The organism is Thalassospira sp. HF15 (genome assembly GCF_011806525.1).
GTDB lineage: Bacteria > Pseudomonadota > Alphaproteobacteria > Rhodospirillales > Thalassospiraceae > Thalassospira.
Genome location: NZ_JAAVKI010000009.1, coordinates 20558 through 40019, shown reverse-complemented (window position 1 = coordinate 40019; position 19462 = coordinate 20558). Strand labels below are relative to the sequence as shown.

At 54.6% G+C, this 19462-nt stretch carries 20 protein-coding genes; 10 read left to right on the top strand and 10 right to left on the bottom strand.

The window, feature by feature from the left end:
- Window positions 1-87: 87 nt before the first annotated feature.
- Window positions 88-1116 carry a TRAP transporter substrate-binding protein gene (locus HED22_RS18330; RefSeq protein ID WP_167724981.1) on the bottom strand — a complete coding sequence of 343 codons (1029 nt, stop codon included), beginning with the start codon at window positions 1114-1116 and terminating at the stop codon, window positions 88-90.
- Between the two features lie 21 nt (window positions 1117-1137).
- Window positions 1138-1722 carry a gluconokinase gene (locus HED22_RS18325; RefSeq protein WP_167724979.1) on the bottom strand — a complete coding sequence of 195 codons (585 nt, stop codon included), beginning with the start codon at window positions 1720-1722 and terminating at the stop codon, window positions 1138-1140.
- 182 nt (window positions 1723-1904) lie between these two features.
- On the opposite strand from HED22_RS18325, the gene HED22_RS18320 reads away from it, so the two are divergent.
- Window positions 1905-2942 (top strand): LacI family DNA-binding transcriptional regulator, encoded by a 1038-nt coding sequence (locus HED22_RS18320; RefSeq protein ID WP_167724976.1) that lies wholly within the window; start codon window positions 1905-1907, stop codon window positions 2940-2942.
- A 6-nt stretch (window positions 2943-2948) separates the two neighbouring features.
- On the opposite strand, the gene HED22_RS18315 is transcribed toward HED22_RS18320, so the two are convergent.
- The gene (locus HED22_RS18315) at window positions 2949-3515 is read right to left on the bottom strand and encodes a YigZ family protein (RefSeq protein WP_167724974.1); all 567 of its coding nucleotides are present in this window, start codon (window positions 3513-3515) and stop codon (window positions 2949-2951) included.
- 66 nt (window positions 3516-3581) lie between these two features.
- The gene (locus tag HED22_RS18310; RefSeq protein WP_167724972.1) at window positions 3582-4328 is read right to left on the bottom strand and encodes a sulfite exporter TauE/SafE family protein; all 747 of its coding nucleotides are present in this window, start codon (window positions 4326-4328) and stop codon (window positions 3582-3584) included.
- A gap of 119 nt (window positions 4329-4447) precedes the next feature.
- On the opposite strand from HED22_RS18310, the gene HED22_RS18305 reads away from it, so the two are divergent.
- From HED22_RS18305 to HED22_RS18295, 3 genes are all read left to right on the top strand, one after another.
- A complete protein-coding gene (locus HED22_RS18305; protein ID WP_167724970.1) occupies window positions 4448-4885 on the top strand; it encodes a GFA family protein in 438 nt (145 codons plus the stop codon).
- A gap of 307 nt (window positions 4886-5192) precedes the next feature.
- Window positions 5193-6578, top strand: a complete 1386-nt coding sequence (locus tag HED22_RS18300) for a class II 3-deoxy-7-phosphoheptulonate synthase (RefSeq protein ID WP_167724968.1) — start codon at window positions 5193-5195, stop codon at window positions 6576-6578.
- A 248-nt stretch (window positions 6579-6826) separates the two neighbouring features.
- Window positions 6827-7312, top strand: a complete 486-nt coding sequence (locus tag HED22_RS18295; protein WP_167724966.1) for a hypothetical protein — start codon at window positions 6827-6829, stop codon at window positions 7310-7312.
- 92 nt (window positions 7313-7404) lie between these two features.
- Here HED22_RS18295 and HED22_RS18290 read toward each other — a convergent pair whose 3' ends face one another.
- Genes HED22_RS18290 through HED22_RS18280 form a run of 3 tightly spaced genes read right to left on the bottom strand, consistent with a single transcriptional unit; the run spans window position 7405 to window position 9708 of the window.
- Complete coding sequence (locus tag HED22_RS18290) at window positions 7405-7980, bottom strand: hypothetical protein (RefSeq protein WP_167724964.1); 576 nt, start codon at window positions 7978-7980, stop codon at window positions 7405-7407.
- A gap of 3 nt (window positions 7981-7983) precedes the next feature.
- A complete protein-coding gene (locus HED22_RS18285; RefSeq protein ID WP_167724962.1) occupies window positions 7984-9345 on the bottom strand; it encodes a M48 family metallopeptidase in 1362 nt (453 codons plus the stop codon).
- Window positions 9346-9363: 18 nt separating this feature from the next.
- A complete protein-coding gene (locus HED22_RS18280; protein WP_167724960.1) occupies window positions 9364-9708 on the bottom strand; it encodes a YbjQ family protein in 345 nt (114 codons plus the stop codon).
- A gap of 261 nt (window positions 9709-9969) precedes the next feature.
- Between HED22_RS18280 and HED22_RS18275 the strand changes: the two genes are divergently transcribed.
- The 3 genes from HED22_RS18275 to cysS all read left to right on the top strand — a co-directional run bounded on the left by HED22_RS18275 (window position 9970) and on the right by cysS (window position 14458).
- The gene (locus HED22_RS18275) at window positions 9970-11646 is read left to right on the top strand and encodes an NAD+ synthase (protein WP_167725160.1); all 1677 of its coding nucleotides are present in this window, start codon (window positions 9970-9972) and stop codon (window positions 11644-11646) included.
- Window positions 11647-11660: 14 nt separating this feature from the next.
- Window positions 11661-13013 (top strand): glutamate--tRNA ligase, encoded by a 1353-nt coding sequence (gene gltX / locus HED22_RS18270; protein WP_167724958.1) that lies wholly within the window; start codon window positions 11661-11663, stop codon window positions 13011-13013.
- A 68-nt stretch (window positions 13014-13081) separates the two neighbouring features.
- Window positions 13082-14458, top strand: a complete 1377-nt coding sequence (cysS, locus tag HED22_RS18265; protein ID WP_167724956.1) for a cysteine--tRNA ligase — start codon at window positions 13082-13084, stop codon at window positions 14456-14458.
- 71 nt (window positions 14459-14529) lie between these two features.
- On the opposite strand, the gene HED22_RS18260 is transcribed toward cysS, so the two are convergent.
- Together HED22_RS18260 and HED22_RS18255 are read right to left on the bottom strand one after the other, a co-directional pair.
- The gene (locus tag HED22_RS18260) at window positions 14530-14943 is read right to left on the bottom strand and encodes a carboxymuconolactone decarboxylase family protein (RefSeq protein WP_167724954.1); all 414 of its coding nucleotides are present in this window, start codon (window positions 14941-14943) and stop codon (window positions 14530-14532) included.
- Window positions 14940-15311: a MerR family transcriptional regulator gene (locus tag HED22_RS18255; protein WP_167724952.1), complete on the bottom strand. Its 372-nt coding sequence runs from the start codon at window positions 15309-15311 to the stop codon at window positions 14940-14942. Before HED22_RS18255 ends, HED22_RS18260 begins: the two co-directional genes overlap by 4 nt.
- A 204-nt stretch (window positions 15312-15515) precedes the next feature.
- On the opposite strand from HED22_RS18255, the gene HED22_RS18250 reads away from it, so the two are divergent.
- The 3 genes from HED22_RS18250 to HED22_RS18240 all read left to right on the top strand — a co-directional run bounded on the left by HED22_RS18250 (window position 15516) and on the right by HED22_RS18240 (window position 18753).
- Complete coding sequence (locus HED22_RS18250) at window positions 15516-16472, top strand: aldo/keto reductase (protein WP_167724949.1); 957 nt, start codon at window positions 15516-15518, stop codon at window positions 16470-16472.
- Between the two features lie 24 nt (window positions 16473-16496).
- On the top strand, window positions 16497-17204 hold the full coding sequence (locus HED22_RS18245) for a hypothetical protein (protein ID WP_167724947.1): 708 nt from the start codon (window positions 16497-16499) through the stop codon (window positions 17202-17204).
- 193 nt (window positions 17205-17397) lie between these two features.
- Complete coding sequence (locus tag HED22_RS18240; RefSeq protein WP_167724945.1) at window positions 17398-18753, top strand: MFS transporter; 1356 nt, start codon at window positions 17398-17400, stop codon at window positions 18751-18753.
- Between the two features lie 16 nt (window positions 18754-18769).
- Here the strand turns inward: HED22_RS18240 and HED22_RS18235 are convergent, their stop codons facing one another.
- Window positions 18770-19426 carry a LysE family translocator gene (locus HED22_RS18235; protein ID WP_167724943.1) on the bottom strand — a complete coding sequence of 219 codons (657 nt, stop codon included), beginning with the start codon at window positions 19424-19426 and terminating at the stop codon, window positions 18770-18772.
- Window positions 19427-19462 lie beyond the last annotated feature (36 nt).

Below are 19462 nucleotides of genomic sequence, written 5' to 3'. Positions count from 1 at the left end.
TCGGGTTACGGAACCAGCCGGATTGTATTCCAGCATTTTGCCGACAGCAACAAGGCGCGTTGCTGCCGGCGAAAAAGCTGATCTGTCTTAGATCATACCCTGTGACTTAAGGTATTTGACAAGGGTATCGTAAACACGCTGCGCATCTTCGGAACGTGCAGCGACTTTTTCCCACTGGCTGGTGGCAATCTGGCGGAACTTCGCACGTTCTTCAGCCGACCAGTTATGAATGGTAACGCCGCCTTCAGCACGGGCAGCTGCCACGGCTTCCATGTCTTTCATGGCAAGACGTGCATCCATGTCATGGGCCAGATCACGGACCGACATTTCCAGGATGGCCTGGATATCTGCCGGCATGGAATCCCACTTGGTCTTGTTGATCGAAACTTCCAGCATCGGCATGGAGTGGAAGCCCGGATAGACCGGATGTTTTGCAACATCATGCAGACCCATGGCCTGGTTGGTCGAGAACACGGTCGCATCCGCAGCGTCGATCACTTTTTTATCAAGGGATGTAAACACTTCGGACTGCGGAATGTTCACCGGCGACGCACCGGCTGCGGCAAATACCTGCTGAACCATGCCTTCCGGGGCACGCATCTTCAGGCCTTTGAGGTCGGCAACGCCATCAAGCGGAACAGAGGAAACAAATGCTTCCAGGCCCGGGGTTACGGCGCCGATGAACTGCAAACCACGCGGGTTAAGCAGGCTGTTCATCAGTTCCTTGCCGCCACCATATTCAACAAAGCGCAGCATTTCGGACGGTGCCGACCATGCGCCAACCGGGTTGGCGATCAGGCCGAAGGCCGGGTCCTTGCCGGTGAAGTAGCTGGTGTCGGTGATGTGGCCGTCAAGAATGCCAGCAGCGATGGCGTCCTGGGTTTCGGCATGTTCGACGATCGAGTTGACCGGCAGCATTTCAACAGAAACGCGACCACCCGTCATGACGCCGACACGTTCGGCCCATTCCTGTTCCAGAACAAAGTTCGGAACGCCTGCCGAATCACTCGACTGCATCTTGAGGGTAAAATCCTGAGCATTGGCGCCAAGCGGCGACGCTGCAATCAGGGTTGCGATAAGGCCTGCACCTGCAAGCGATTTAAGAGTCTTGGTCATTCATCTTCTCCCTAATGTGCCTTATTTTCCGGCGGTATTCTCTTTGACAAAGGAAAAACTGCCGTCTTCACGCTCCGCCAATCGGTCCAAAGCCGTGGCGACAACAGTTTCAAGCGGGGCATCAACAAAGACAGTCACGCAATTCTCGTCCGGCCCCGGCGGTTCAAGATCTGCAAACTGGCTGTCTAACAGTGCGGATGGCATGAAATGACCGACACGGGTTTCAAGCCGCGTCTGGATCAGTTCGCGTGTGCCATCCAGAAAAACAAACGTGATCGGGTTCAGGTGCGTGCGCAGTACATCGCGATAGCGACGTTTCAGCGCAGAACAGGCAATGAAAATGGCCCGACCGGCCTGAGTTGTTTGGGCATCAGCAGGTGAACCGGCCTGCGTGCGAGCCGCTTTGGCGACCGCATCAAGCCAAGGCCACCGCATGTCATCATTCAGCGGAAGACCACGGCGCATGTGTTCTACATTCGTGCTTGGATGGTGGTCGTCTGCGTCCAGATAAATGCTATCCGTCAGGTTTGCCAGACGACGCGCGACCTCGGTTTTGCCGGATCCGCTCACACCCATGACAACGACATACTGCGTTTGCCGGTTCATTGAATTCGATACACTCACTGATTTTCAGGGCGGGTTTTACTCTTGGACTGCCCTGTTGTGTTATAATGTTAGCGCTAACATAATGTTAGCGCTAACATTGAGTCAACAGGCTAATTTCCGCTGTTTGATTTACCGTGACAAGGTGCTTGTCGGTTTGGAAAGGACGTAATAAATGTAAGGGTATGAGGAAGCGCAAAGGGGCCGGACGGCCAACAATATCCGATGTTGCCGAACGGGCTGGTGTCAGCACCATCACGGTTTCACGCGCGTTGCGCGATCCGTCAAAGGTGTCTGATCATCTGCGGCGAAAGATCAACAACGCTGTGCGCAAGCTCAATTATGTGCCGCATTCGCATGCCAGTGCGCTGGCCTCGACCCGATCCAATGTGATCGGTGTGATCGTTCCCTCGCTGACCAACAACGTTTTTGCCGATACGCTGCGCGCCATTTATGACGAGCTGTATCAGGGGCCATTTCAGGTGCAGCTGGGTAACTCGCGCTATGTCGCGAAGGATGAGGAACGCCTTGTGCGCACCTTCCTGGGGCAGGGTCCGTCGGCCATGATTGTTGCCGGCGTTGATCAGACCGATGCCACCCGCGAACTTCTGGAAAATGCCGAATGCCCGGTTGTTCAGGTCATGGACATCAGCGACGACCCGATCGACATGATGGTCGGCTTTTCACATTTTGAAGGCGGTCGGGCGGCCGGCGTTCATCTGGTGCAAAAGGGTTACAAACGCATCGGCTTCCTTGGTGCGCGTATGGATCCCAGATCCCATCGGCGTATGGAAGGGTTCAAGGAAGCCCTGCGGTCGGGTGGTCGTTACGACCCGGACCTGATCGTAACGACGACAGACTCATCAAGTGTTTCGCTTGGCGGACATTTGCTTGAAACATTGCGCAAACGCCGCCCCGACCTTGATGCGGTGTTCTGCAACAACGATGACATGGCGCTTGGCGCGCTGTTTGGGTGCCAGAAGGCCGGGATTTCGGTTCCTGATGACATGGGGATCATTGGCTTTAACGATCTTGAAATGATGGCCGCAAGCTATCCGGCGCTCACATCGATCCGAACAGATCGCTATCAGATCGGCAAACGCGCCGTGCAAATGATCAAAAGCGTTCTGGATGGCGAGCCCCCCGAACAGAAGATCATTGATCTCGGCTTCGAGCTTCAGTGTCGCGAAAGCACCACGCGGCCAAAATCAAAAACGCGCTAGTGGCTGTCACTGCGGCAGGGGAAAACGTTCACTCAGCTCAGCCAGGCATTCGCGTGGGCCGGTGATTTTAATGCGCGTCCCGTCGGTATCAAACTGACGATCAAGGATGGTGATGCCATCCTCGGCACAGGCCTGTTCGAGCGTTCCGGCATCGGAAAACCCGGCAAACAGTTCTGCTTCGCCCTGCGGGATATACTCGATGATCTCGGCCACATCACAGACCGCATTGGCCGCCCCGCTATAGGCGCGCACCAATCCGCCAGTCCCCAGTTTTGTCCCGCCAAAATAACGCGTCACGATCACCGCAACATTAATCAGATCACGGCCCTGAAGAACCTTAAGGCAAGGGATGCCTGATGTGCCCGATGGTTCGCCGTCATCCTTGCCGTGTTCGATCAGTTGCTCTTCATCATTAAGGTACCGATAGGCGTTCACATGGTGATTGGCCTTGGGATGAAGGGCGCGCAATTCATCAATTCGCTTGGCCAGATCGTCATGAAAAACGAGTTCGGCCAGAAAACGCGATTTCTTTTCTTCGGTTTCGGCAAAGGCAGGGCGGGCGATGGTTTTCATGAGGATGTGCTAGCAGAAACGATACGATTGTGCCAGATGACATCGCCGCGTTGCGTAGATGTTTGATCATGAAGGGGCAAACAGTTTGCCAATCAGAATGACGCCAAAGATGATCAGCATGATCAGAACGACCTTGCGAAAGGTTTCTGCGTCCATGCGATCACGCACGCGCGTGCCCAGTTTCGTCCCAAGATACACCGGTACCAACCCCGCCAGTGATATCCAGAGTGTTTCAATCGTCATCAGGCCAAGCCGGGCAAGGCCCAGGGCCATGACGATGCTTGAAAGACTAAACGAGATATTGATCGCCTGTAGAAAGCGTTTTGGTTCAAGCCGCATGGAAAGCAGGAAAGGCAAAACCGGCATAACCTGCGATCCGGTGATGCCGTTGATCAGGCCGGTGGCAAAGCCCGAAACCGGGGCAAGTCCGCGTGCAACCTTGTCCGACAGTGGCTTGCCATGGCGAAACAGGGTAATCGCCCCGTAATTCATCAAAACCAGCCCCAAAACGGCACCTGCCAGAATGCTGTCGACCATCTCAAGCACCGCCAGTCCGATCAGGATGCCCGGAATTGTTGCCAGAAACATCGGCCAGAACCGGTTGACGGTTTCGCGGAAATGTCCCGCCTGGGCCATGATGATTGAATTGCTGACAAGCGATGGAATGATCACAAGCGGCATTCCGGCCTTAAGCCCAAGTCCAAGGGCCAGGATCGGCAATGCCGATGTTGAAAACCCCAAGCCGGTGGCACCCTTGACGAAGGCCGCCACGAAATAGGCACAGGCAATGACAGCGATCGTTTCAGGGGTCATGGAAGGTCCATGTTAAAGTCGACGGGCGGGCAGTGTGGCGCTAAAGTCTTGATGGTGCAAGAAAATGGCGGTCTGCAAATGCAAAAGCCTGCCGCCCCAATGATGTTCTGGAGGTCCGTGTGAGCGCATTGACCCAAAATCAATCGCAGTCGTTGAGCGGTGGCTGCCAGTGTGGCGCTGTCAAATATGTGCTGTCTGCGCCACCATCAAAGGTCTATGTCTGCCATTGCCGGGAATGTCAGCTGCAATCAGCATCTGCCTTTGGCATTTCGGCAATTGTCGCACCGGCGCATATCAAGATCATCCAGGGTACTGTTAAAACATGGACCCGTTCGACATCGGATGGCGGGAAGATGCCGTGTCATTTCTGTCTCGATTGCGGGACGCGCCTTTTTCATGGCGATCTTAACGGTTTTGAGCCTGTCAGTGTCAAAGGCGGGTCACTTGATATTCAGCCCGACCTTAGTGATGCGATGCATATTTGGGCCAAGCGGAAATTAGAAGGTGTGATTATTCCCAAAGGCGTTGCGGTTTTCGATGAAGAGCCGGAATTTTGACGTCACAGACGTTTTGCTAATCCGGATTCGCACATATCTGAAGGGTGTGAGTATTTGATCACACTGCATCCGCCCTTGATAAATTGCAGGTTTTGAGTGGAATTTTGCGCCAAATTTTGACGGTTTGGTAAAAAATTGCCGAAAAATGATCTCCGAACGTCGAGAAGGGGTGGAAATGCGTTGGCAAAACCCGTATCAAGTCTGGCCCGGTTAAATTACCGGTCAAGCGGGCGGAATTCCGCCAGATAAACGTATATGTGCTATAATGGCGGCATGACGATGAACATGCCGGATTGAGAGGAAGCAAATGAGCAAGAGCTGGAGCATTGATAGCTGGCGTAACCTGCCGATTAAGCAGGTGCCGACTTATCCTGATGCACAGGCCTTAAAGGCCGTAGAGCAAGAGCTCGGCAGCTATCCTCCTTTGGTGTTTGCTGGCGAGGCGCGTGCGCTCAAGGAAAAGCTTGGTGAAGTCGCAGAAGGCAAGGCTTTCCTGCTGCAAGGCGGGGACTGTGCCGAAAGCTTCAAGGAATTTCATCCGAACAATATTCGCGACACCTTCAAGGTGATGTTGCAGATGGCCGTGGTCCTGACCTATGGCGCGGCATGCCCGGTGGTCAAGGTTGGGCGTATGGCTGGTCAGTTTGCCAAGCCGCGCTCATCTGATACCGAAACCATCAATGGTGTCGAACTGCCTAGCTATCGCGGTGATGTGGTCAACGGCATCGAGTTCACCGAAGCAGCCCGCATTCCGGACCCGCAGCGCCAGATCCGCGCCTATAACCAGTCCGCCGCAACGCTTAACCTGCTGCGTGCCTTTGCACAGGGTGGCTTTGCCGATCTGACCAAAATCCATCGCTGGAACCTGTCCTTTGTCGATGGTAGCCCGGCTGGTGAACGCTACAGCAAGATGACCACCCAGATCGATGAGGCGGTTGCCTTCATGGAAGCGTGCGGCATCACCGCCGAAAGCGCACCGCAGCTGCGCGAGACGGATTTCTATACCTCGCACGAGGCGCTTTTGCTGGGTTACGAGCAGGCATTGACCCGTCAGGACAGCCTGACCGGCGAGTGGTATGATTGCTCCTCGCATATGCTGTGGATTGGCGACCGTACCCGCCAGGCCGATCACGCACATGTTGAATTCCTGCGTGGGGTTAACAACCCGATCGGCATGAAATGCGGCCCGACCATGGATGAGGATGACCTGATCCGTCTGATCGACATCCTGAACCCGAACAACGAAGCCGGTCGCCTGACCCTCATCGCACGCATGGGCGCAGATAAGGTGTTTGATAACCTGCCGCGTCTGGTCAAGCGTGTGAAGGATGAAGGCCGCAAGGTTGTCTGGTCCTGTGATCCGATGCATGGCAACACGATCAAGGCATCAACCGGATATAAAACCCGTCCGTTCGATGCGATCCTGTCAGAGGTCAAAAACTTCTTTGAAGTGCACAAGGCCGAAGGCACCCATGCCGGTGGCGTTCATTTCGAAATGACCGGAACGGATGTGACCGAATGCATCGGTGGTGCGCGTGAAGTGACCGAAGACACCCTTTCGGATCGTTACCACACCCATTGCGACCCGCGCCTGAACGGCGGACAGGCTCTTGAGCTTGCCTTCCTGATGGCCGAAATGATCAAAAAAGAACGCGACAGCGTTCGCGCAGAACAGATGGCTGCTTCTGCTTGATTTGATCGTCTGATTGAACAGATTGATTGTTAAGGTGCCCGGGAGTGTCGGGCACCTTTTCTTTTGGGACTTCTTTTGGGACGTCGGCTTCCCAAGTGAGGCAGTTAAAGCAGGCTTCGATGCATTTTGTTGCACAATCAGTATGAATTCGTGAAAAAACATCTACCAATGGCGATCAAATATTCTTAAGTATGGGTAATTGCAGGGTGTTCCTGACAGAAGATTAAGGGCGAGGGGTCGCAACGGGTATGGTGGACGACGCTGAATTCAGCGCATGGCAAAAGAAGGTGGAGGGAACCAATATTTCCTCGACCACGCTTTTGGCGACCGATTATCTGAACCATTTCAATGAGATCGTCATGCTTCTCGAAATGGTGCCCGACATGCCTGACATGATCGAGGACTGCAAGGAATGGGCGCCGAAAAGCTATCAGGAGCACTTCCGCGATAGCGCCTTTTCAGACAAGGATCTGGCGATTGAGGCTTATGAGCATGTGCCAGCCAAGTTCCGTCAGCCGTTTGAAGAAACCATCGAGCATCTTAACAGGATTGTGTCGCATGCGGTTTCGCAGCTTGAGACCATTATCGAGACCGGCGATGAGGATTTGCTGCGCGTGACGGCAAGTGCCGTGACCACCTCGCTTCAGAAGTTCATGGATGTCGCCAGTGGCATTATCCATGGTTCAGCCAAAACCATGAGTCAGGGCGAAATCGACGCGGCCTTGGCCCTTTGATCCCTGATTTCCTCCTCCTCTAAGTGAAAAAGAAAAACCGGGACTGATTGCAGCCCCGGTTTTGTGTTTTCGCCATCTGAGGATGCACGAAATCAGTGCGTCATTTTCGCCAGATCATCATCGAGGCGTTTTATTTCCGAGTGCAGCAGGGGCAAGACCTCAGCCCGCGCTGTTGCGGCGATTTCACCCATTTTCCTCAATGCATTGCGCGCCATGCCATTGGCGTTTTGTTGCATGAACATGATCGTCATCTGTGCTTCGATATCGGAATAGAAGCGGCGTACCCCGGTGATGATCGCCGGGTTTACCTCAAACGTGCGTTGCGAATAGCGCATTGTCTGCCACACCATATCATCAAGTTTGTGGCGTTCACGCGGGGCAAGTTTTGCGGCATGCCAGGTCATCGGGCCTTCGGGATAGTCCGCAATCCAGGTTTCGACCTTTTCGATATTGTCGGAAAATTCCGCTTCAAGCGACTTTTCCAGATTGGAAACATCGGAAACACTTTGGTAGCGGTCAAAATCAACCGCAATCTCAAAACCGGCAAAGCTTGCTAGGTAGACACCCATAATGGTCGAGGCCAGAATGATGCATTGTGTGAGCCAGAATTCACAATTCGGGCGTCCGCTAACGCTCAGAAAGCGAAAAGGCGCAAAAAGTCCACGCATGGGTCAGTTTCCCGTGTTGGTAAGGTTATATTGGTGGCGGTCTTCAAGGGCGCTGGCCGGGATTTCTCCGCTTCGAACCAGATAATTCTCAAAGGCGGTTTGAAGATCGACAGGCTCGCCAATTGGCAGGCCTTGATCTTCCGCCATTTTATTGAGGCGGTTCACCCGGTCCTGCGGATGCGGATGGGTGGCTAGATAATCCATCACGCTGTGCCCGCCCTGCATGGAGGCAAGTTTTTCAAACGTGCGCGATGCTTCGGCAACGTGGCCATATTTGGCCATCAGAATCTTGAGGCTCCAGTTATCGGCATCAAGTTCCTGACTGCGGGAGTAATCCATATCGGCCAGCAATTTCGGCCATCCTGCGACCCAGGTGGTCAGAACCGCATCGTTCTGGAACATCATGGCCGAAAGGGCGACGCCAACGACCTCGCGGCCGAGTCCTTCAAGGTGATCGCGCCCATTATAATGGCCGATTTCATGCCCCAAAATTGACAGTAGTTCGTTTTCGCTGTCGACCAGTTCAAGCATGCCGGTATGGACCAGGATCAAGCCGCCGGGCAATGCGGCCGCATTTGGTGTGTCGTCAGGGATAATGAGCACATCAAAATCGTACGCTTGTGCTGGACCAATCGCCTCTTTGGGGATCGAATTGATTAAATCGACTAGGTAGCGTTCCGGAATGCTGCGTTCGGAATCAAGTCGATGTCCGGCAATCAGTTCGGGTTCAAGCTCCGACCAGATTGCAACTTCGTCCTCAACCGAAATGCTGTCTGCCGCCCATTCAATGGCAAAGCCGCTTGCCGCATAAATGGCCCAGCAGATCAGAAGAAATGCAAAGCTGCCGGACACCAGTTCTGCCAACAGGTTCCGATGAGAGATATTGACCCCGTCATCAGGAAGGGCGGCCGGCTTGCCACCGGTCGGGCGATGATCGGTGTAAAGGGCAGTGCCTGAAACGATCACCTCGATCATGCCCCGCCCGAGTTCGGAAGAATCAAAGCGCAGGCCGATAATATGGCTGGCACCCTTGGCATTGGTGCGAAGGCGAAGGACGGCATCGCGCTTGGCACGTGTAACCGTTGCTTCGTGTGCGGCCAGACGTCCGCCGACGAAAATGCGGAGGCGGGCCAATAGGTTGCGAAAACGGTCTTCGGCAATAACGACCTTACCGGTGACCAGTTTGCTGTCGTGCAATGTGACGTGTTCGGGAACTGCATCCCCGGAATCAAGATACTGATGCGGCAAAAGGGTTTCGTCGCGTGCAAGCGCACGTTCGTGCGCCGCATCGGCCAAACGGCCGGTCAGATAAGCGATTCCGATCAGGATGGTCAGCGCAATTCCCGGAAGAAAGAACTCTTCCATTGTTATGCTACCACCCGGTTATTTCAGTCGAACAGCAGTGCCATAGGCAAAAATCTCGGCGGCCTTATAGGCAACCTGCGATGTTGCAAAATGCACATCAACGATGGCATCGGCATTCAGTTTCACGGACTGGGCAATCAGGCGGTCGGTCGCTTCTTGCTGGGCATCTTCAAGAAGGCGGGTATAGGACCGGACTTCGCCGCCAAAAAGGTTCTTGAGCGTTGCCATGATATCAAAAAGGAAGTTACGGCTACGCACCGAACTGCCAAAGACGATGCCAAGGTTTTCGCTGATTTCTTTGCCCGGGATGTGGGAAATCGTGACAACCGGGATTTGGGGCGTGGTGGTGGCTTGGTTTGACATTCTATTTGCTCGTATCAGTTTGTTGTGTTTTTGCCGTGTTTTCACGGTCAAGCGGAATAGAACGGCCCATGATCAATTTTGCAAGTGATTATCAACCGATAAACACGCGCCACTAAACGTGAATAGGCGCGAATTATCATAGTATTAGCGACATTCAGCCCTTTGCATTGCTGCTATGCAATAATGGTCGTCGTGTGTGAAACATGGCATATCTTGTATTCCGCAATTGACAGCGCGCAGGGGCGATCCTATTCCAACATCATGACAAAGAAGCTTGCCATCGCGATTGCCCAGCTGAACCCGATTGTCGGTGATGTCACCGGGAACCGGGACAAGGTTGTGGCTGCCTGGGAAACTGCGGCTGATAAGGCTGCGGAGATCGTACTGTATTCCGAACTGGTGCTGTCGGGCTATCCGCCCGAGGATCTGGTGATGAAGCCAGCGTTTATGCGCCATCTGCATGATGCGGTTCAATTCATCTGCGATCATACCGCCAAACGCAAAGATGGTCCGGCCTTGCTGTTGACCACACCGTGGGAAGTGGATGGCACGCGCCACAATGCGGTTTTGCTGATTGATCAGGGCAAGATTATTGATGTGCGCGCCAAGAACGACTTGCCGAATTATGGCGTGTTTGATGAAAAGCGCGTCTTTGCTGCTGGCCCGATGCCAACCCCGATTTCGTTCAAGGGCGTAAAGCTTGGCGTGCCGATCTGCGAGGATGTCTGGACGCCGCATGTTGTCGCCCATCTGGCAGATGCCGGGGCGGAGATTTTCCTGGTGCCCAACGGGTCGCCGTTTGAGGCCGACAAAAGCGGCCTGCGCCGCAAGCTGATCGAGGATCGGGTGCGCGAAAGCGGCAAGCCGATGATCTATTGCAACGAAGTCGGCGGGCAGGATGAACTGGTTTTCGATGGTGGATCGTTTGGCCTCAACGGCGATGGATCGCTTGCCGTTGCCTTGCCGGCCTTTGCCGAGGATGTCGCGCTAACCACCTGGCAGCAGCATGATGACGGTAAATGGCGCTGTGCGGATGATGCGCCCAAGGCCGTTTATCCCAGCGGGCTTGATGCCATCTATCAGACGCTGGTTCTGGGCCTGCGTGATTACGTCAATAAAAACGGCTTCCCCGGTGTTGTGATTGGTATGTCGGGCGGGATCGATAGTGCGCTTTCGGCTGCCATCGCCGTTGATGCGCTGGGATCGGATCGTGTGCGTCTGGTGATGATGCCATCGCCTTATACCTCGGCAGACAGCCTTGAAGATGCGGAACAGTGCGCCGGCATGCTCAAGACCGGGATTGAAAGCATCAATATCGGTCCGGCCATGGCGGCATTTGATGAAATGCTAGCCCCGGCATTCGAGGGCCGTGATACCGATATTACCGAAGAAAACATTCAGGCCCGTTCGCGCGGAATTATCCTGATGGGGCTTTCAAACAAGTTTGGCCACATGGTGCTGACGACCGGCAACAAGTCGGAAATGTCGGTTGGCTATGCCACGCTGTATGGCGATATGTGTGGTGGTTATTCGGTTCTGAAAGACCTTTATAAAACGACCGTGTTCAATTTGTGCCACTGGCGCAATGAACACAAACCAAGCGGGGCGATGGGCCCGGATGGCATGGTGATTCCCGAGCGGATTATCACCAAACCGCCATCGGCTGAACTGCGCCCCGATCAGAAAGACGAAGATAGTCTGCCGCCGTATGATGTTTTGGATGATATCCTGCATCAGATGATTGAAGGCGAGCGGTCCGTTCGCGATATCGTTGATAGTGGTCATGACGAGGCAACAGTACGCCGGGTCTGGCGGTTGCTGGATCGGGCGGAATATAAACGCCGTCAGGCACCGCCGGGGGTCAAGATTACCCCGCGCGCCTTTGGCCGTGACCGTCGCTATCCGATTACCAATGGCTTCACGAACCTTGTTACGTGATTGAAAAGTTTGAAATGACAAAACCTGTTCTGCGATTTGCTCCCAGCCCGACCGGGCTTCTTCACGTCGGTAACGCCCGTGTGGCGCTGATGAACTGGCTCTATGCCCGTAAATCAGGCGGGAAATTCATCCTGCGTTTTGACGATACCGATCCGGTACGCTCCAAAGACGAATATGTCGATGCGATCCGTGAAGACCTTTCATGGCTTGGTATCGACTGGGATCAGGAAGAACGCCAGTCGCTCCGTCTGGATAAGTATGACGCCGCCATCGCGGACCTTAAAAAGCGCGAATTGCTGTATCCTTGCTATGAGACGGAAGGTGAACTGAACTGGAAGCGCAAGGCTGCCCGCCAGCGTCATCAACCATTCATCTATGATCGCAAGGCGTTGACCCTTAGCGATGAAGAAATCGCTGCCCTTGAGGCCGAAGGCCGCAAGCCGCATTGGCGGTTCCTTCTGACCGACGGCATGGTCGGATGGGATGACCTGACGCGTGGTGTATGTTCGTTCGATACCGAACACGTATCCGACCCGGTTCTGATCCGCGAAGACGGGTCGTTGCTTTATATGCTGGGCTCGGTTGTCGATGATCTTGAAATGGGTGTCACCCACATCATCCGCGGCGAAGACCATGTGACCAATACCGTGTCGCAAATACTGCTGTATCTTGCTCTTGGCGGGAAACCGGGCGCACTTGAATTTGCCCATATGCCGCTTTTGGCCGGGCCGGGTGGTTCGCAGCTTTCCAAACGTCTGGGCAGTCTTTCATTGCGTGAACTGCGCAATGACGGGTTTGAGGTCGAGGCATTGGTTGGCCTTCTGACCGGCCTTGGCGCATCGGACAAGATCGAACCGGCAAACCTTAGCCAGGTGCTTGAGAAATTCGACCTTGATCATTATGGCCGTTCGACCCCGAAATTTGATCCGGCAGAGCTGGCAAGCCTCAATGAAAAAGTCATTCACGACATGTCGTTTGAGGCCGCCAAACCGAAGCTTGAAGCTGCTGGCATGGCAGAAGCCGATGAGATGTTCTGGAATGCGGTGCGCGGCAATTGCTGGCGCGTGGCCGAGGCGCTGGAATGGTGGGATGTGATCCACAAAAACGTCATTCCGGAAATTGATGGCGAGGACGAAGCATTCCTCAAACAGGCCGCCGAGATGTTGCCCGAAGGCGAGCTTGACGGCACCAGCTGGAAATCCTGGACCACAGCGCTTAAGGAAGAAACCGGCCGCAAGGGCAAGCAGCTTTTCATGCCGCTGCGCAAGGCGTTGACCGCGCGTGAACATGGTCCGGAAATGTCGACCATGCTGGTTTTGATCGGGTCTGAAAAGGCGCGTGATCGGTTGTGTGGGAAGGCGGTCTAAAGCATCTGCTTTGATCGCCGGAAACTGCCTGCATCCAAACCGATATAACAGCCAAACGGACGTTTGAAATGACCAAGACCCTTCGCATTTTTGATACGCTCACCCGCGAAAAGCAGGTGTTTGAGCCGATTGATCCCAATCACGTGCGCCTCTATGTCTGCGGCCCGACGGTCTATGACTATGCCCATGTCGGCAATGCCCGCCCGGTGGTGGTGTTTGATACGCTGGTGCGCGTTTTGCGCCATATCTATCCGAAGGTGACCTACGTTCGGAACGTCACTGACGTTGATGACAAGATCAATGCGCGCGCCAAGGAAAGCGGCGAGCCGATTTCTGAAATCACCAAACGCACCCATCAGGCCTATCTGGATGACATGGGTGCCCTGAATGCGGCCAAGCCTGATATCGAACCGCGCGCGACTGAACATATCGCCGAAATGATTGCCATGTGCGAAAGCCTGATCGAGCAGGGCTTTGCCTATGCCGCCGAAGGACATGTGCTGTTTTCGGTCGAGGCGTTTGATGACTATGGCAAGCTGTCGCGCCGTGATCGCAAGGAAATGATCGCCGGTGCACGTGTTGAAGTCGCACCCTATAAAAAAGATCCGGCAGACTTTGTTCTGTGGAAACCATCCAGTGATGACATTCCGGGGTGGGATAGCCCGTGGGGCCGGGGCCGTCCGGGGTGGCATATTGAATGCTCTGCCATGTCGACGCGCTATTTGGGCGAGAATTTTGACATTCACGGCGGTGGTTCGGATCTGGTGTTCCCGCATCATGAAAACGAACTGGCGCAAAGCTGCTGCGCGAACAAGGGCTCAAGCTACGCCAAATACTGGATGCATAACGGCCATCTGATGGTCGAAGGCGAAAAGATGTCCAAGTCGCTGGGCAATTTCGTCACCGTGCATGAGTTGCTTGAAAAATGGCCGGGTGAAGCAATCCGTCTGGCGATGATGGGAACGCATTACCATCAACCGATCAACTGGACCGAAGAAAACCTGCGTCAGGCCAAAGAGGCGCTTGATCGGTTCTATACGGCCCTGCGTCAAAGCGGCGATGTGACCCCGGAAGAAATGCCGGTGCCGCGTGCGGTGCTTGATGCGCTGTGTGATGACCTCAACACGCCGCTTGCGATTTCGGAGTTCCATAACCTTGTGACCAAGTTCAACAAGGCGGAAAAGAAGTTCGAGCGTGCAGAGGCCAAAGGTGAAATCCTGGCGGCCGCCAAGTTGCTTGGCATCCTTGAAGGTGATCCGGAAGCCTGGTTTACCGGGTCGGCCGATGAAGACGAGACTGCCGAAATCGAAGGCCTGATTGCCCAGCGTGCAGATGCCAAGAAGAACAAGGATTTCGCCACCGCTGACAAGATCCGTGATGATCTTTTGGCGCGCGGTATCATCCTTGAAGACTTCAAGGATGGCACCAGCTGGAAACGCGTGTAAGGCGTTATAGCCCCTGAATTGAAGAAAGGCCGCAGTTCTCACTGCGGCCTTTTTCTTTGGGATCGGGCTGATCAGGCGGCTTCATCAAGTTCCTCAAAAACCTCGTGTGCGGCATTGAGGCCATTGATTGCGGCAGGTAGCCCGCCATAGACGGCCATCTGCCAGATTGCCTCGATGATTTCGGTGCGTGTTGCGCCGGCGCTCAGGGTGTGTTGGATATTGACTTTAAGTTGCGGGCCAGTTTGACCGCCAAGAACCGTCAGGGCCGAAATGGTGCAAAGTTGCCGGGTTTTCAAATCCAGCCCGGGTCGGGCGTAATGGCGACCATAGGCCCATTCAACCAGGCTTTCGGCAAAATCCGGCACCAGATCGTCGTATTTGTCGGCAAGTTGTCCTTCAAGTGGCGGGTTGAGGCGCGCGACGATATCGCGACCTTTTTCAAGGGCACAGGTGCTGTTAAGGGTGTTGGGGCGTGTGTCGCTCATCGGGATGCTCCGTTGCATTTGGCGGCCGTCTCGTAAGTGGCGATTTTGGCATCAAGGACATCAAGTGTTTCGCTGAGACTGGCGACACGTTTTGCCAGATCGTCGCGATAGGTCTGGAGCAATTCCCGACGTGCGGAAATCGTACTGTCGCCTTGTGCCCGCATTTCGGCATATCGCACCCGATCACGGATCGGCATGCCGATTTGTTTCAGGCGTTCGACAAACTCAAGCCAGACCAGAACATCCGGGCCATAAACCCGTCGTCCCCCGGCATCACGCAAGGTTTCCGGCAACAAGCCGATCTTTTCGTAATAGCGCAGCGTATGAACACTAAAGCCGGTCTTTTCAGCCACTTCACCAATCATCATATCGGCCACCATCATTTGGAAGGGGTATGCAGTCCCGAAGGAAGCTAGGTGATAGAGTGTACTCTAGGTCAAGGATTAATCTTAATGGCGTGAATAGCGCGCGAGCCAGGTTGGTCAGCAAATTGCATCGCCCGTTTCAGGTGGGCAGATTTTTGCCAGATTCCTGTTTGACTATGGTGGCGAACCACAAGGATAGAGCGAACCATGTCTGATTTTGATCGTCGGAAGTTCCTGAAATCGGCCGGGGCCGTTGCCGCCCTTGGCGGACTAGGTGTGTTCGGAACCGGCGCAAACCGGCACGCATTTGCGCAAACAGGTGCTGCGAACGACTTGCCTCGGATTATTCAGAAAACCATCCCCTCAAGCGGAGAGACAATTCCCGCTGTCGGGCTTGGCAGCTGGATCACGTTTAACGTCGGCAATGACATTGAATTACGTGATCAGTGTGCGGATGTAATGTCGGCCTTTTTCGATGCCGGTGGTCGCATGATCGACAGTTCGCCGATGTATGGTTCCGCCCAGGATGTGATTGGTTACGGGCTTGATAAACTTGGCGCGCGTGATCGGGTGTTTTCGACCGACAAGGTCTGGACCGCAGGTGATGGTGCAGAACAGATTGCAGAAACGTCCGACCGCTGGAAGGTCGCGGAGTTTGATCTTTTGCAGGTCCACAATCTGTTGGGCATCAATGAAAACCTGCCGCTTCTGTTTCGCATGAAGGATGCCGGGCAGTTACGTTATGTCGGTGTGACGACATCGCACGGCCGACGTACCGAAGATCTGATTGCCGTGATGAAGAACGAGCGGCTTGATTTCGTGCAGGTGACCTATAACCCGATTGATCGCAAGGTCGAGGACTACCTGTTGCCGCTGGCCTATGATCGGGGCATCGCGGTAATTGTAAACCGCCCGTTTCGCGGCGGCAGCCTGACCGAACGGCTTGAAGGGCAGCCTTTGCCGGAATTTGCCCGTGATCTTGAAGCGAAAAGCTGGGCGCAGTTGATATTGAAATACCTTATTTCCCATCCTGCGGTGACCTGTCCGATCCCGGCCACCACGAAACCGGCCCATGCGGTCGAAAACATGGCAGCTGCTAGCGGTCTGCTGCCCGATGACAAGATGCGTGAACAGATCGCGGCCGTCATTGGCGTTCTGGTGTGAACAAGGTAATCGGGGGCAAACAGCATGAGTGAATGGTGGGATTACGGACTGGGGGACTTGTTGTTGTTTTCGCCGCGCGTCTATTACCGGCTGTTTGAAACCATGAATACCACCTGGGCGCTGTTGGTTGCCGGTGCGCTGGTTGCGGGGCTGATCGCATCGGGTTTGGCCCTTCGGCACGGCTTTCGCGGCAACCGGGTTATTCTGGTTTTGTTGGCGCTGGTTTGGGCCTGGTGCGGATATGGCTTCCTTTGGCAATACTATCAGCCGATCAACTGGGCGGTGCCCTATCTGTTGCCGGGCTTTGCCCTTCAGGTTGTTTTGTTTGCCATCTTTGCTGCGCGTCCCCTGCCGCTTCGCTTTGGCTGGCGGGGTGACCTTTCATGTTATGTCGGCGTGACGCTGATCGCCTTTGCGCTGATTGCCTTTCCGTTTATCGGCCTGATTGAGGGGCGTGATCTTGTCCAGGCGGAGTTGTTTGGCAGTGCTGCTGATCCGACCGCACTTGGCACATTGGGCTTTGTCCTGTTGTCACGCGGGACGTGGCGTTGGGTTCTGTTACCAGTACCTTTGGCGTGGTGCGTCATTTCTGCAGGAACACTGTGGGTGATGGATCAGCAGATCGCGGTTCTGATGTTGGCTGCCGTCTGGGTGACTGTTTTCTGCGGTTGGCTTGATCTTAAAAACGGTGTCACCACCCGTCGCCTGACAGAGGCAGAGATCAGGGATTAGGTCCTGACACTTTCCCGGCCATATCAAAAAAATCATTTCGCGTTGAAAAAAGTCTGGAAACCAAAGCTGATCGGTGGTTTCGTACTTTTGCTGAAACAAGTCGTTTGTCTGAAACACCCTGCATCAGACCAATGTGCGGTAAGCAATGACATCCATGACTGTTCGGTAATCCCCAAGCGTGAAAGGGCGAGCCATGATCCAGGTTTTAACCAGTGTCTGGGCACTTCTTATTGGTGTTGTCCTGATCATGCTGGGCAACGGCATGCATTTCACCCTGATCGGTTTGCGTGGCGGGATTGAAGGATTTTCCTCGGCCGAGCTTGCAATCGTGACATCGGGCTACTTTGCTGGCTTCCTCGCCGGGGCACGCATTACGCCGCGCATGATCAAGCGGGTTGGCCATGTCCGGGTCTTTGCTGCACTTGGCAGTTTTACCTCGGCCGGTCTGATTGCCTTGCCCTTGATTGCAGAGCCGTGGGCCTGGACGTTGTTGCGCGTGATCTTGGGCTTCTGCATGTCGGGCATTTATGTCACGGCGGAAAGCTGGCTGAACGATTCCTCGACCAATGAAACGCGCGGCAAGGTTCTGTCGGCTTATATGATTGCCCAGACATTGGGAATTATCGGTGCACAGGGTCTTTTGACGTTTGGGGATGCGGCAAATTCGGCCCTGTTTATTGTTGCATCCATTCTGGTTTCGATTTCCTTTGCGCCGATCCTGCTTTCGGCAACCTCTGTTCCAGTGACGGAAGCAGCCCGCCCAATGGGGCTCAAGGAGCTTTTTGCCGGATCGCCGCTCAGTACGGTGGGGATCTTCCTTTTGGGGTGTGTCTATGCGATCCAAACCGGTATGGCGGCCGTTTTCGGAACCCAGATTGACATGACGGCCAGCCAAATTGCGACCTTTGTTGCGATGCTGTTTGCCGGTGCGTTGGTCTTTCAGTATCCGATTGGCTGGCTTTCGGATCGTATGGATCGTCGCAAGCTGATCTTTGGTGCCTCGATGGTGGCAATGGGCGCCTGCATTTTGGGGTGGGTGTCTGGAAGCAATCTTGTGTTCATGATGTGTGCGGCCTTTGTCGCGGGCGGCATGACCACACCGCTTTATGCGCTGTTTCTGGCCTACACCAACGATTTCCTGCCGCTTGAAGACATGCCTGCAGCGTCGGGTGGTCTTGTGCTGACCTTTGGGGTTGGCGCGATTTTGGGACCGCTTCTGGCTGGTTGGTCGATGGAGCATCTTGGTCCACGCACCTTCTGGCTGGTGCTGGCCATGACATTTGCTGTCATTTCGGTTTATGCGCTGTATCGCATGACGCGCCGTGAAGCGCTGCCGGTCGAAGAAACCGAAAGCTATGTCAGCGTCCTTCCGACTGCATCGCCCATGGCGGTTGAAACCGCTGGTGTCTGGGCCGCCGAACAGGCTGAAGCCGAGGCCGAAGCGGCCGCAGAAGAGGAAGCAGCAGAAGAGGCTAAGGCGGAAGCCGAAGCTGAAGCTGATGCAAAGGCAGAAGAAAATACCGCCAAAGACGACACGCCCAAGGTTTAACCCTTGGGCGTTTGCCTTAGCGGTTGATCAGCAACCTGATTCCGACTGCGGCGAAAAACACGCCAAGCAATCCGTTGATCCAGCTTGCCGCACGGCGATAAATCGAAATCGCCGGTGCGGTAGAAAACGCCGTGGCATACAGCAAATGCATGCTGGTTGAAATCAGACCACAGCCAATCACAATTGCAGCCCCGACCCAAAGCGGCGCACCTTCGTGAAAACCAATCGAGATGATGGCAATCCAGGTCAGGATGGCCTTTGGATTGGTCAGATGCAGGCCCAGGCCACGGAAGTAATATCCGCGTCCCGAGACTTGCGGGGCGTCAAGCGCATCCGCAGAAGCTTGCATGCCAGGTGTCTTGCGAAAGGCCGTGCGAAACGCCCGATAGGACATCCAGAGCAAATAAAGCCCGCCAAAAATCCTGATGGCAGTCATGGCGTCGGCATAGGTCGCAAGAACCGCCGACAAACCGGTCAGGGTCAGAAGGCCGATGGAAAAAGATCCGGTTCCGATGCCAAGTGCAAAGTGTTGTCCGGCACGGCGGCCCTGATCAAGCGAGACCCCCATCAGACCCAGAAGGGCGGGACCGGGACTGATGAGGCCGACAAGCAAGGCAGCATAAGACAGCAATATTCCGGGCAGATATTGCCCGATTTCTGCAAGACTGATCATGGGGCATTTCCTCAAGTGGTGGCAGGATAAGCCTAG